Annotated in this window: 11 protein-coding genes, 1 pseudogene and 1 riboswitch; of the genes and pseudogenes, 8 read left to right on the top strand and 4 right to left on the bottom strand. The window is 66.2% G+C overall.

Annotated elements, in window-relative coordinates; all coding sequences use genetic code 11:
• Nucleotides 1–5: 5 nt before the first annotated feature.
• Nucleotides 6–533: a DUF5384 family protein gene (locus U8L64_RS14435; protein WP_054094493.1), complete on the top strand. Its 528-nt coding sequence runs from the start codon at nucleotides 6–8 to the stop codon at nucleotides 531–533.
• Between the two features lie 47 nt (nucleotides 534–580).
• Nucleotides 581–907: a hypothetical protein gene (locus U8L64_RS14430; protein ID WP_054094381.1), complete on the top strand. Its 327-nt coding sequence runs from the start codon at nucleotides 581–583 to the stop codon at nucleotides 905–907.
• Nucleotides 908–1,074: 167 nt separating this feature from the next.
• Here the strand turns inward: U8L64_RS14430 and U8L64_RS14425 are convergent, their stop codons facing one another.
• Both U8L64_RS14425 and U8L64_RS14420 read right to left on the bottom strand, forming a co-directional pair.
• Complete coding sequence (locus U8L64_RS14425) at nucleotides 1,075–1,836, bottom strand: ABC transporter permease (protein ID WP_333398123.1); 762 nt, start codon at nucleotides 1,834–1,836, stop codon at nucleotides 1,075–1,077.
• A 12-nt stretch (nucleotides 1,837–1,848) separates the two neighbouring features.
• The gene (locus tag U8L64_RS14420) at nucleotides 1,849–2,772 is read right to left on the bottom strand and encodes an ABC transporter ATP-binding protein (protein ID WP_043297820.1); all 924 of its coding nucleotides are present in this window, start codon (nucleotides 2,770–2,772) and stop codon (nucleotides 1,849–1,851) included.
• Nucleotides 2,773–2,929: 157 nt separating this feature from the next.
• Between U8L64_RS14420 and U8L64_RS14415 the strand changes: the two genes are divergently transcribed.
• The 3 genes and pseudogenes from U8L64_RS14415 (at nucleotide 2,930) to U8L64_RS14405 (ending at nucleotide 6,384) form a co-directional block, all read left to right on the top strand.
• A complete protein-coding gene (locus U8L64_RS14415; RefSeq protein WP_333398122.1) occupies nucleotides 2,930–4,255 on the top strand; it encodes a ferredoxin reductase family protein in 1,326 nt (441 codons plus the stop codon).
• 65 nt (nucleotides 4,256–4,320) lie between these two features.
• Nucleotides 4,321–5,915: pseudogene (locus U8L64_RS14410) on the top strand (NAD-dependent DNA ligase LigB).
• A 70-nt stretch (nucleotides 5,916–5,985) separates the two neighbouring features.
• Nucleotides 5,986–6,384, top strand: coding sequence for a DUF1090 family protein (locus tag U8L64_RS14405; RefSeq protein ID WP_043297817.1), 399 nt, complete (start codon nucleotides 5,986–5,988; stop codon nucleotides 6,382–6,384).
• On the opposite strand, the gene U8L64_RS14400 is transcribed toward U8L64_RS14405, so the two are convergent.
• Both U8L64_RS14400 and U8L64_RS14395 read right to left on the bottom strand, forming a co-directional pair.
• Nucleotides 6,378–6,824: a c-type cytochrome gene (locus tag U8L64_RS14400; protein WP_333398121.1), complete on the bottom strand. Its 447-nt coding sequence runs from the start codon at nucleotides 6,822–6,824 to the stop codon at nucleotides 6,378–6,380. The two genes, U8L64_RS14405 and U8L64_RS14400, sit on opposite strands and share 7 nt — an antisense overlap.
• Nucleotides 6,825–6,896: 72 nt before the next feature.
• Nucleotides 6,897–7,337, bottom strand: a complete 441-nt coding sequence (locus U8L64_RS14395; protein ID WP_333398120.1) for a hypothetical protein — start codon at nucleotides 7,335–7,337, stop codon at nucleotides 6,897–6,899.
• A 170-nt stretch (nucleotides 7,338–7,507) separates the two neighbouring features.
• Nucleotides 7,508–7,660, top strand: a riboswitch (S-adenosyl-L-homocysteine riboswitch).
• A gap of 24 nt (nucleotides 7,661–7,684) precedes the next feature.
• Between U8L64_RS14395 and ahcY the strand changes: the two genes are divergently transcribed.
• The 3 genes from ahcY to U8L64_RS14380 all read left to right on the top strand — a co-directional run bounded on the left by ahcY (nucleotide 7,685) and on the right by U8L64_RS14380 (nucleotide 12,081).
• Entirely contained in the window at nucleotides 7,685–9,091 is a 1,407-nt protein-coding gene (gene ahcY / locus U8L64_RS14390) for an adenosylhomocysteinase (RefSeq protein ID WP_333398119.1), read from the top strand.
• Nucleotides 9,092–9,180: 89 nt separating this feature from the next.
• Complete coding sequence (metF, locus tag U8L64_RS14385) at nucleotides 9,181–10,032, top strand: methylenetetrahydrofolate reductase [NAD(P)H] (RefSeq protein ID WP_043297813.1); 852 nt, start codon at nucleotides 9,181–9,183, stop codon at nucleotides 10,030–10,032.
• A gap of 231 nt (nucleotides 10,033–10,263) precedes the next feature.
• A complete protein-coding gene (locus tag U8L64_RS14380) occupies nucleotides 10,264–12,081 on the top strand; it encodes a DEAD/DEAH box helicase (RefSeq protein WP_043297812.1) in 1,818 nt (605 codons plus the stop codon).
• The last annotated feature ends 51 nt before the right edge of the window (nucleotides 12,082–12,132 follow it).

Genomic DNA, 12,132 nt, shown 5'->3' with positions numbered 1-12,132 from the left:
TGCCGATGAAACTCGCCCTGATTGCCGCCAGCGCCCTGCTCATCGCTCTTCCTGCTGCGGCCAACCAGTTCGATCAACTGCATCAGATCGAACAGCAGACCAAGCAGGCCGAAGCCGCTGCGCAAGCCGAGCGCATGCGCGAAGCCGCCGCTGCCCAAGCGCGCGCCGACGCCCGCGAGGAAGCCGCGCGACGCGAGCGTGCGGCGGCGCAACGGATTGCCCAGCAACGCGCCAACGAAAAAAGAGCGGTGCAGGAAGCCGAGCAGAAGCGCCTTCGCAACCGCGAGGAATCCTTCGAGGACGAACTGCGCGCCCTGGAACTCGAAGAGCGCCGTCTGGAGCTGCAGGCGAAGCGGGCTCGCGCCGCGCGCGCCAACGACTACATCGATGCCGAGCTGCGCCAGCAGGCGGCGCAGACCGACGTCATCCAGTCCGAAGCCGACTCGGCGCGCAACGTCACCTCCGGCGCCAAGGCGCTGATGGAAGACGCCGGCAAAGCCGAAGTCAACCGCTCCAAGCGCCTGTTCGACTGACCCCTACTGCCCCGGCCCCCGGCGGGGGCCTGTCAAGGAATCTGCACATGCCACGTATCGCACTGCTGGCAGCGACCGGCTTGTTGCTGTCTGCCTGCTCGAATGAGGAACCGGTGGCCAGCGTGCCCGCGGTCGACCTGCACGGACGCCTGGAGGTGGACGAGCAGAAGACCGCCGAACGCCAGGCCCAGGGTATCGAAGGGCAATACTACCGGCGCGTACTCAACATCGAAGGCACCGACCTGAGCCTGGACGACTTCCTCAACCGCTACTGCCCGACCGAAACGCGCGATGAAACCTGCTCCAAGGCGTTGCGTATCAAGAAGATCGACGACGTTGCCGGTGCTACGCGTTTCCTCCCCAAAGGGCTCTAAGGCGGCACGCCAGCTCGCTCTCCCAGGCAAGTCGGGCGAGCGGCGGGAGTGTTCGATCACGGCTATCCGGTGAACTTGGACCAAGCGCACCGATGACGAAGCGCAGTTCCGCCCCTGCCTACCGTGGCTGGGGCTGGACTGATCGGTGCGACGGCGCTGATCGGGGGCTAGTTCTTCAGGCGATAGCCGGTCTTGAAGATCCACCACACCGCCGCGAGGCACAGCGCGAGAAAGCCGAGAATCATCGCCAGGCTGATGCCGACGCTGATGTCCGAGACACCGTAGAAGCTCCAGCGGAAGCCGCTGATCAGGTACACCACCGGGTTGAACAGGGTGATCTTCTGCCACAGCGGCGGCAGCATCTCGATGGAGTAGAAGCTGCCGCCGAGAAAGGCCAGCGGCGTGACGATCAGCGCCGGGACGATCTGCAGCTTCTCCCAGCCGTCGGCCCAGATGCCGATGATGAAGCCGAACAGGCAGAAGGTGACGGCGGTCAGCACCAGGAACAGCGCCATCATCAGCGGATGCTGGATCTCGTAGTCGACGAACAGCCGCGCGGTGAAGAGGATGATCACGCCGAGAATCAGCGATTTGGTCGCTGCTGCGCCGACGTAGCCGATGACGATCTCGACATAGGACACCGGCGCCGACAGCACCTCGTAGATGGTCCCCGAGTAGCGCGGCATGTAGATGCCGAACGAGGCGTTGGAGATGCTCTCGGAAAGCAGCGCCATCATGATCAGGCCGGGAATGATGAAGGCGCCGTAGGGGATGCCGTGCATGGCCTCCATGCGCGCGCCGATGGCCGAGCCGAACACCACGAAGTACAGCGAGGTGGAGATCACCGGCGTGGCGATGCTCTGCAGCAGGGTGCGCCAGGTGCGCGCCAGTTCGAACAGGTAGATCGCGCGGATCGCGTAGACGTTCATGCGGGCTTTTCCTCAGCGACCGTGGACCAGATTGACGAAGATTTCCTCCAGCGAACTCTGGCTCGATTGCAGGTCCTTGAAGTCGATACCGTGCTCGCCCAGGCGCTTGAGCAGTTCGGCGATGCCGGTGTGCTCGTGCTGGGCGTCGAAGGTGTAGACCAGCTGATTGCCCTCGTCCGCCAGCGTCAGCGGATAGTCGGCGAACTCGCGCGGGATCGCCGCCAGCGGGCGCTGCAGTTGCAGGGTCAGCTGCTTCTTGCCGAGCTTGTGCATCAGCACGTCCTTGTCCTCGACGAGGATGATCTCGCCCTTGCTGATCACGCCGATGCGGTCGGCCATCTCCTCGGCTTCTTCGATGTAGTGGGTGGTGAGGATGATGGTCACGCCACGTTCGCGCAGGCCGCGGACCATTTCCCACATGTCGCGGCGCAGTTCGACATCGACACCTGCCGTGGGCTCGTCGAGAAACAGGATCGATGGCTCGTGGGACAGCGCCTTGGCGATCATCACGCGGCGCTTCATGCCGCCGGAAAGCTCCAGAATCCGGGCATTGCGCTTGTCCCACAGTGACAAATCGCGCAACAGTTTTTCCAGGAACGAATCGTCGGGCGCCTTGCCAAACAGCCCGCGCGAAAAACGCACCGTCGCCCAGACACTCTCAAAGCCTTCGTTGTACAGCTCCTGCGGCACCAGGCCGATCTTCGCACGCGCGGCGCGGTAGTCCTGGACGATGTCGTGCCCATCGACCAGCACTCGCCCGCTGCCGGGGTTGACGATGCCGCAGACGATGCTGATCAGCGTGGTCTTGCCGGCCCCGTTGGGGCCGAGCAGAGCGAAGATCTCGCCCTTGCGGATGTGCAGGTCGATGTGTTTGAGCGCGGGATGACCCGAGGCGTAGGTCTTGCTGAGCTGCTCGATGGCGATCACGGAGTGCACAGGCGCCTCTCTTGGAATTCGGTGGGCGGAAGATTGTAGAGAAATCGCGGCGACACGGGGCGCATCCTGTCACTGACCGTCGTCATTTCGCCCCTCACGCAAAAACGGCATGCTACGCGCCGCGAGTACATGGACAGCGAAAACTCGAGGATCAGACATGAAACCCATCAAATTGACCTTCCTCGGCCTGTTCGCCGGCCTGACCCTATTGTGGTTGCTGGTCGACAGCTTTCTCATGGAGCAGTACCAGGTCTGGTCGATACGCACGGTCCTGGTGCATTACAGCGGCGTGCTGGCGATTGGTGCGATGAGCGTCGCGGTGATCCTGGCCGCGCGACCGAAACGCTTCGAGCGCTTCTTCGACGGCCTGGACAAGACCTACCGCCTGCACAAGTGGCTGGGCATCGCCGCACTGGTGATCAGCATCGTGCACTGGGCCTGGGGCCAGGTGCCGAAATGGCTGGTTGGCGCCGGCTGGCTGGAAAAACCGGTGCGCCACGCCGGGCCGCCACCGGAGGGCATCTTCGGCCTGCTCCGGCGCTTTCGCGGGCTGGCCGAGGACGTCGGCGAGTGGGCGTTCTACGCCGCGGCGATTCTCATCGTGCTGGCGCTGGTCAAGACCTTCCCCTATCGCTGGTTCTTCAAGACCCACCGCTGGCTGGCGGTGATCTACCTGGCGCTGGTGGCGCACTCGGTGGTGCTGACGCCGCCGGACTACTGGAGCTCGCCGCTGGGCCTGGCGCTGGCGCTGCTGATGGGCGCCGGCTCGATCGCCGCCTGCATCTCGCTGCTGCGCCGCATCGGCCGCAAACACAAAGTGGTGGGCCGCATCAACGAACTGACCCATCACCCGGACAACCGCGTGCTGCGCGTCGGCCTGCAGCTCGAAGGCGCCTGGCCAGGACACGAAGCCGGGCAGTTCGCCTTCGTCACCTTCGACGAGAAGGAAGGCCCGCACCCGTTCAGCCTCTCCTCGGCCTGGTGCAACGACGGCAAGCTGGCGTTCTCCATCAAGGGGTTGGGCGACTACACCAGCACCCTGCCGCATACCCTGAAAGTGGGCGACGCGGTCACCGTCGAAGGCCCTTACGGCTGCTTCGACTTCCGCGGACGCAAGGACGGGCAGATCTGGGTGGCCGGCGGCATCGGCATCGCGCCGTTCATCGGCCGCCTGCAGGCGCTGGCGACCACTGGCGGCGGCGGCAACGTCGACTTGTTCTACAGCACCAGCGCGCCCGATCAGGCATTCATCGACAAGGTGCAGCAGCTGGCCGAGCAGGCGCGCGTTCGCTTGCACGTGCTGGTCACCCAGCGCGATGGTCGCCTGACGCCCGAACGCCTGCGGCAACTGGTGCCGTCCTGGAAGGGCAGCGACGTCTGGTTCTGCGGCCCGGCAGCGTTCGGCCAATGCCTGCATGACGACCTGATAGCGCGTGGTCTGGCGCCGCAGGACTTCCATCAGGAACTGTTCAACATGCGCTAGCGCACGGCGCGTCCCACACCGGCTGCGGGACAATCGCGGCCTCTACCCGAGCAAGGACGCTCACCATGCAACGCCTCGTCGCGTCACTCCTGGCGCTTGTCTCTCCGATCTGCCTGGCCGCCTGCCCACCCTGGAGCGCCGAGCGCGCGCGCAGCGAAATCGGCGAACTGACGCAGCGACTGGCGGCCTGGGACGATGCCTATCACCGCCGCGGCCTTGCGCCGATCGACGACGAACTCTACGACCAGGCCCGCGCACGGCTGCAACAGTGGCAGCAGTGCTTTGCAGCCCAGAACGCTCCCTCGCCGTCACCGCTGGCCAAGGCGGGGGGCCCGTTGCTCCATCCTGTCGCGCAGACCGGCTTGGCCAAGCTGGCCGACGTCGCCGAGCTGCGTGCCTGGATGGCGGCACGCGACGACCTGTGGATTCAGCCCAAGGTCGACGGCGTGGCGGTGACGCTGGTCTATCGCGACGGCCGCCTGCGCCAGGCGATCAGCCGCGGCGACGGACGCAGCGGTCAGGACTGGACGGCGCGGGCCCGCCAGCTGCCGGCGATCCCCACGCAGCTGCCGCGCCGCGACGAGGTGATTCTGCAGGGGGAGCTGTACTGGCGGCAGGACGCGCACGTGCAGGCACGCGCTGGCAGCGACGGCGCACGCGGGCGGGTCGCCGGCGCCCTGCAGGGCAGAACGCCCGCCGCGGACAGCGAGGCACGCATCGGCCTGTTCGTCTGGGACTGGCCCAACGGACCGGCCGAGATGGCCAAACGCCTGACGGGACTGGCAGCAATGGGCTTCGCCGACAGCGTGCGTTTCAGCCAGCCCCTGGCCGATCCCGAACAGGCGCGCCAGTGGCGCGAGCGCTGGTATCGGCGTCACCGCCGCACTGGGCAGTGGCCTGGAAGTATCCACCGCGCTCGGCGCTGGCACAGGTGCGCCGGGTCGAGTTTCGCATCGGCCGGCGCGGCCGCATTACGCCATTGCTGCAGCTCGAACCCGTGCAACTGGACGACCGCCGCATCGCCCGCGTCAGCCTCGGTTCACTCAAACGCTGGCAGGCGCTGGACGTTCGCCCGGGCGATCAGGTTGCCATCCGCCTCGCCGGCTTGACCATTCCGCAGCTGGACAGCGTCGTCTGGCGCAGTCCGCAGCGCGCGGCAGTGCAGCCACCGAATCCGGCCCGCTATCACGCGCTGAGCTGCTGGCAGGCGACGCCCGGCTGCGAACAGCAGTTCCTCGCCCGCCTCGCCTGGCTGAGCGGCAGGCACGGCCTGGCAATTCCCGGTGTCGGCCCCGGCACCTGGCGCGAGCTGCTGGACGCCGGCCTGCTGCCCGACCTGCTCGCCTGGCTCGAGCTGGATGCCGCGCGCCTGCAACAGGTACCGGGCTTCGGCGCGACGCGCGCCACCACCCTGGCGCGCAATCTTGCAGCGACACGCCAGCGGCCGTTCGCGCACTGGCTGGCGGCTCTGGGCCTGCCGGCCGACGCGACGCTCGCATCGGACGACGACTGGCAGCGGCTCGCCGCGCGCAGCGAAGCCGACTGGCGCGCCGTTGGCAGCGGCGCAGTCCGCGCGCGGCAGCTGTGGCAGTTCTTTCGGGCCGACGCGCCGCAAGCCCTGCGCGCGCGCCTGCACCAGGCCGGTGTCCGCGGTTTCTGATGCCCTCCGCACGGCACTTTGCGCCATAGGCGGAAGTCGAAACTGTTCGACCCCATGTCTTGGAGCGTGCATGTCTGCTCGGTTACTTGCGATGGTCCTGGCTGGCAGCTTTCTGCCCGCGGCGCCGGCGATGGCCGCGACGGGCGACGTCGATTCTTCGTGCGCAACGCAACGCCACTGGCTCAGCGAACAGTTGCAGCAGGCCCGCCTGCAGGGCCATCAGGCGCGCCAGACGCAGCTCAACGAACAATTGCAGGCACTCACCCGCCGCTGCGAGGGCCTGATCGAGTTGGGCAAGCGTGACTCCAATGCCGCCGAGCAGGCCAGCCAGCGCGTGGCGCGCCGCGAAGTGCTGCTGCGCCAGGCACTGGCGACCGGCGATGCGCAGCTCATCGAGCTGCGCAAGGACGAGCTGGCCAAGGCACGCGAACAGCTGGAAAGCAGCCGCCGTGCGGCCGGCCGTCAGTAGGCGCGGAATGCCTTGTGGCAGGTTTCGCAGGCGTCCTCGACGCGCTGGAAGGCCGGCGCAACGTCCTGCGGTTGCAGCGGCTGCGCACTGGTCGCAGCTACCAGCGCGGCGGTCTCGGCCTCCAGCGCTCGGGCCAGCTCGTTGAAGCGCGTCTGCTGCTGCCAGACGTCGTCACGCGCGTCGCTCTGTTCTTCCTTCACCGGCGGATAGTGCTGCCAGGGCTGGCGCGACAAGTCGTCGAGCTTCGCCGCACCGCTGGCAAACGCCACGCCATCGAAGGCCAGCCGTCCGCGCAGCATGCCACCCAGATCCTCCTTGACATCGAGCATCTGCTGGTAGATCGCCTTGCGCTTGCCGAGCGGTGAATTCGGATCGATACGGTCGCAACCAGCCAGCGCCAGCAACGTCATCAGGGAAATGCTCAACACTCGCAGCTTCATGTTTACCCGCTCACGCCATGCAAAGCGCGGGATTATCCGCGCTTGTGCACGGGTGAACAAATCGCTCGGGTATCAGCGCGACCACTCGCCACCCGCGCGCTCGCAATCCACCTTGGCCTGCGCGCGATCGCTCGCGTGATAGTGATAGGTGACGATCTGCGCACCTTCAGGCACGGTGGTCGGCAGGGTGCCGTTGGTCGCCTGGCTCCCACCGGCCTGCTCGTTGGCCAGCGTCTCGGGTGTCACTGCGGCCACGCAGACACCGAAATGACCGTCAGGACAGCTCTGCCGAGGTTCGCGGCGGACGCTCTTGACACCCTCCTCGTTGCGACAGAGCCAATCCATCGAATCGTCCTCCGGCTGCATGCCACGCAGCTCGAAGCACTTCTCGGTGACCACCGGCGTGGGCACGGCGCCCGAGGTCTCGCTGTGCACGTAACAGGACTGCGCCGCCGCGGGCAGGCTGACGACCGCCGCGAGCAGGGCCAGGGTGAGGCGAAGCGTGGGATTCATCGGAGTCTCCTTGTGCATTCGCGCCCGGCGCGGCGCGCCAGGCCCTGCAAGTACGACCCGCGCGCCGCCGGCGGAGTTCGCGCACCGGCGCGGGCTTGGGATTGCCGGCAGGCGCGGCTATAATCGCCGGGTTTTTTCGCGGCCGACTCCGCTTCGGCCGTGCCCGCCACCCATCCGAGGGGCGCTGCAGCAGGGCGAATGCCTGTTTTTGAATCTCGCAAGCCACGCGGCTTACCGGTCGCGCCGCCGCAGATCCAAATCCGGTTTCACCTGTCAGGCTCGGATGGGGCGTTTCTAGAACGCATCAACGGCGCCCATTCGCATATCTACGAATGGAGAACTCTTCGATGAGTGCTGTCATGACGCCTGCCGGTTTCACCGACTTCAAGGTCGCCGATATTTCCCTGGCCGCCTGGGGCCGCCGCGAGATCATCATCGCTGAATCGGAAATGCCCGCGCTGATGGGCCTGCGCCGCAAGTACGCCGCCGAGCAACCGCTCAAGGGCGCGAAAATCCTCGGCTGCATCCACATGACCATTCAGACCGCCGTTCTGATCGAGACGCTGATCGCCCTCGGCGCCGAGGTACGCTGGTCGTCCTGCAACATCTTCTCCACCCAGGACCAGGCCGCTGCCGCCATCGCCGCTGCCGGCATCCCGGTGTTCGCCTGGAAGGGCGAGACCGAGGCGGAGTACGAGTGGTGCATCGAGCAGACCATCCTCAAGGACGGCCAGCCGTGGGACGCCAACATGGTGCTCGACGACGGCGGTGACCTGACCCAGATTCTGCACGACAAGTACCCGCAGGTACTCGAGCGCGTGCACGGCATCACCGAGGAAACCACCACCGGCGTGCACCGCCTGCTCGACATGCTCAAGGGCGGCACGCTGAAGGTGCCGGCGATCAACGTCAACGACTCGGTCACCAAGAGCAAGAACGACAACAAGTACGGCTGCCGCCACAGCCTCAACGACGCCATCAAGCGCGGCACCGACCACCTGCTCTCCGGTAAGCAGGCGCTGGTGATCGGCTACGGCGACGTGGGCAAGGGCTCGGCGCAGTCGCTGCGCCAGGAAGGCATGATCGTCAAGGTCTCGGAAGTCGACCCGATCTGCGCCATGCAGGCCTGCATGGACGGCTTCGAGCTGGTCTCGCCGTACAAGAACGGCATCAACGACGGCACCGAAGCCAGCGTCGACGCGGCCCTGCTGGGCAAGATCGACCTGATCGTCACCACCACCGGCAACGTCAACGTGTGCGACGCCGGCATGCTCAAGGTGCTGAAGAAGCGCGCCGTGGTGTGCAACATCGGCCACTTCGACAACGAGATCGACACCGCCTTCATGCGCGCCAACTGGGGCTGGGAAGAGGTCAAGCCGCAGGTGCACAAGATCCACCGCACCGGTAAGGCCGTCGATCCGGCGAACGACGACTACCTGATCCTGCTCGCCGAGGGCCGCCTGGTGAACCTGGGCAATGCCACCGGCCACCCGAGCCGGATCATGGACGGCTCCTTCGCCAACCAGGTGCTGGCGCAGATCCACCTGTACAACGAGAAGTTCGCCGATCTGCCGGTGGCCGAGAAGACCAAGAACGTCACCGTCATGGTCCTGCCGAAGAAGCTCGACGAAGAAGTGGCGCTGGAGATGGTCAAGGGCTTCGGCGGTGTCGTCACCCAACTGACGCCCAAGCAGGCCGAGTACATCGGCGTGACCGTCGAAGGTCCGTTCAAGCCGGACAGCTACCGCTACTGATCGCCGTAGGGTGGAAAACCAGGCCTTTTCCATCTCGCTGGAAACGCGCCGGGCGCGTTTTCCACCCTACGCCATTAAGGACTTCTGCAATGTCTCAGGAACGTCGCTACAGCTTCGAGTTCTTCCCCACGAAGACCGAAGCCGGGCATGAAAAACTGCTGAACGTGGCCCGCCAGCTGGCCAGCTACCACCCCGACTTCTTCTCCTGCACCTACGGTGCCGGCGGCTCGACCCGCGACCGTACGCTGAACACCGTGCTCCAGCTCGATGGCGAGGTGAAGGTGCCGACCGCACCGCACCTGTCCTGCGTGGGCGACAGCAAGGCCGAGCTGCGCGAACTGCTGGATATCTACCGCAAGGCCGGCATCCGCCGCATCGTCGCGCTGCGCGGCGACCTGCCGTCCGGCATGGGCCTGGCCAGCGGTGAGCTGCGCCACGCCAACGAGCTGGTGGAGTTCATCCGCAGCGAAACCGGTGATCACTTCCACATCGAAGTCGCCGCCTACCCGGAGATGCATCCGCAGGCGCGCAACTTCGAGGACGACCTGACGAACTTCGTGCGCAAGGCCCAGGCCGGCGCCGACAGCGCCATCACCCAGTACTTCTTCAACGCCGACTGCTACTTCTACTTCGTCGAGCGCGTGCGCAAGCTGGGCGTGGAAATTCCGGTCGTGCCGGGGATCATGCCGATCACCAACTACAGCAAGCTGGCGCGCTTCTCCGATGCCTGCGGTGCGGAGATTCCGCGCTGGGTGCGCAAGCAGCTGGAAGCGTACGGCGACGATATCGACAGTATTCAGGCCTTCGGCGAGCAGGTCATCAGCGAGATGTGCGAGAAGTTGCTGGCCGGCGGCGCGCCGGGTCTGCACTTCTACACGCTGAACCAGGCCGAGCCGAGCCTGGCGATCTGGAACAACCTCGGCCTGCCGCGCCAGGCTTGAGCGCACCGGCTTCGCCGCCCAAGCGAAGCCGGCAAATGAACCCGTGACCTGCGACACTGTCAGAGCAGTGCGGAGCGAACAGGCTCTGTTATACTCCGCGCTTCCGCCAGACTTACGTCCGGATGTCGCATCAGCAAATCGCGGCAGGACCGGACGGGATCGCACGCCAGTCGCGATTCGAGCCAGGCACGATCATCCCAGGGCCACGCCCTCTACAAGACAGGATTACTCATGTCCTTTGCTTCCCTCGGTCTCTCCGAGGCTTTAGCCGGTGCCGTCGAGGCCGCCGGTTATACCCAGCCTACTCCCGTGCAACAGCGGGCCATTCCCGCCGTGTTGCAAGGCCGCGACCTGATGGTTGCCGCCCAGACCGGTACCGGCAAGACCGGCGGCTTCGCCCTGCCGGTACTCGAACTGCTGTTCCCCGGCGGCCACCCGGACCGCGAGCATCGCCACGGCGCGAAACAGCCGCGCGTGCTGGTGCTGACGCCGACCCGCGAACTCGCCGCCCAGGTCCATGACAGCTTCAAGGTCTACGCCCGCGATCTGCCGCTGAAAAGCGCAGTGATATTCGGTGGCGTCGGCATGAACCCGCAGATCCAGGCCGTGGCCAAGGGTCTCGACGTGCTGGTCGCCTGCCCCGGCCGCCTGCTCGATCTGGCCAACCAGAAGGCCATCGATCTGTCGCACGTGGAAATCCTCGTGCTCGACGAAGCCGACCGCATGCTCGACATGGGCTTCATCCATGACGTCAAGAAGGTGCTGGCCAAGCTGCCGGCCAAGCGCCAGAACCTGCTGTTCTCGGCCACCTTCTCCAAGGACATCACCGATCTGGCCGGCAAGCTGCTGCACGACCCCGAGCGCATCGAGGTCACGCCGCCGAACACCACCGTCGAGCGCATCGAGCAGCGAGTGTTCCACATTGCCGCCAGCCACAAGCGCGCGCTGCTCGCGCACCTGATCACCCAGGGAGCCTGGGAACAGGTGCTGGTGTTCACCCGCACCAAGCACGGCGCCAACCGCTTGGCCGAGTACCTGGAAAAGCACGGTCTGCCAGCCGCCGCGATCCACGGCAACAAGAGCCAGAACGCCCGTACCAAGGCGCTGGCCGATTTCAAGGCCAACCAGGTGCGCATCCTGGTGGCGACCGACATCGCCGCCCGTGGTCTGGACATCGACCAGCTGCCGCACGTGGTCAATTTCGAGCTGCCCAACGTCGAGGAAGACTACGTGCACCGCATCGGCCGCACCGGTCGTGCCGGACGCAGCGGCGAGGCCATCTCGCTGGTCGCGCCGGACGAGGAAAAGCTGCTCAAGGGCATCGAACGCCTGACCAAGCAGCGCATTCCCGACGGCGATCTGATGGGCTTCGATGCCAGCACCATCGAGGCGGAGAAGCCGGAAGTGCGCGAACCGCGCCCGCCGCGTCCGCAGCGTGGCGAACGCAAGGCACGCGGTGAACGCGACAAGCCGGCAGACAAAGGCGCCGAGCAGAAGGAACGCAATCGTCGTAGTCAGAGCAAGGCGCGCAAGCCTGCTCGCGATGGCGCCGCCAGCGAAGCGCAAGCCCCTGCTCGCCCGCCACAGCTACCGCCGAACCGTGCTCCGGACGAATTTCTCGATGACGAAGTGGACAACTTCGGCAATCGTGTCGATTACGTCAGCCCCTACCAGAACAAGCAGAACCGCGGCCGCCGTCCCGGCGCCCCGGCTCAACCTGGTAGCGCGCCACGTGCCGCCGGTGCCGCACGTTCGGGCGCGCCTGGCGCTCCCTCCGGCAAGGGCAAGCGCCCGGGTGCGGGTCAAGGCCAGACGGCGCGCAGCGGTCAGCCGCGCAACGGCCAGCAACGGCGCAAGAACGAGGGCCGCCGGATTGAAGAGCCGGCTGTCGTGCGTCAGGAAGCCGCCAAGCCGCGTGAAAAGCAGCCGGTGATCATCCACAAGGAATCGAAGATCGATCGCCTGCCCAGCCTGGATCAGCTCGAGCAGCTGCCAACCCGGCCACGAGGCGAGAAGCCGGCCCTGCTGACGCGCAACCGCGAAGCCTGAGCCACAGACGAGAACGCCGCCCCATGGGCGGCGTTCTCATATCTGCGTGTT

The sequence above is a fragment of the Pseudomonas sp. FIP_A4 genome (genome assembly GCF_036701605.1).
GTDB lineage: Bacteria > Pseudomonadota > Gammaproteobacteria > Pseudomonadales > Pseudomonadaceae > Stutzerimonas > Stutzerimonas phenolilytica.
The sequence above is the reverse complement of the archived record's forward strand: the minus strand, read 5'-3'. Positions and strand labels throughout refer to the sequence as shown.

Bases quoted from the DNA above. Each gene is read 5' to 3' on its own strand.
- U8L64_RS14405 (WP_043297817.1), top strand. From the start codon at position 5,986: ATGTCTGCTCGGTTACTTGCGATGGTCCTGGCTGGCAGCTTTCTGCCC.
- U8L64_RS14430 (WP_054094381.1), top strand. From the start codon at position 581: ATGCCACGTATCGCACTGCTGGCAGCGACCGGCTTGTTGCTGTCTGCC.
- U8L64_RS14380 (WP_043297812.1), top strand. From the start codon at position 10,264: ATGTCCTTTGCTTCCCTCGGTCTCTCCGAGGCTTTAGCCGGTGCCGTC.
- U8L64_RS14400 (WP_333398121.1), bottom strand. From the start codon at position 6,824: ATGAAGCTGCGAGTGTTGAGCATTTCCCTGATGACGTTGCTGGCGCTG.
- ahcY (WP_333398119.1), top strand. From the start codon at position 7,685: ATGAGTGCTGTCATGACGCCTGCCGGTTTCACCGACTTCAAGGTCGCC.
- U8L64_RS14395 (WP_333398120.1), bottom strand. From the start codon at position 7,337: ATGAATCCCACGCTTCGCCTCACCCTGGCCCTGCTCGCGGCGGTCGTC.
- U8L64_RS14435 (WP_054094493.1), top strand. From the start codon at position 6: ATGAAACTCGCCCTGATTGCCGCCAGCGCCCTGCTCATCGCTCTTCCT.
- U8L64_RS14425 (WP_333398123.1), bottom strand. From the start codon at position 1,836: ATGAACGTCTACGCGATCCGCGCGATCTACCTGTTCGAACTGGCGCGC.
- U8L64_RS14415 (WP_333398122.1), top strand. From the start codon at position 2,930: ATGAAACCCATCAAATTGACCTTCCTCGGCCTGTTCGCCGGCCTGACC.
- metF (WP_043297813.1), top strand. From the start codon at position 9,181: ATGTCTCAGGAACGTCGCTACAGCTTCGAGTTCTTCCCCACGAAGACC.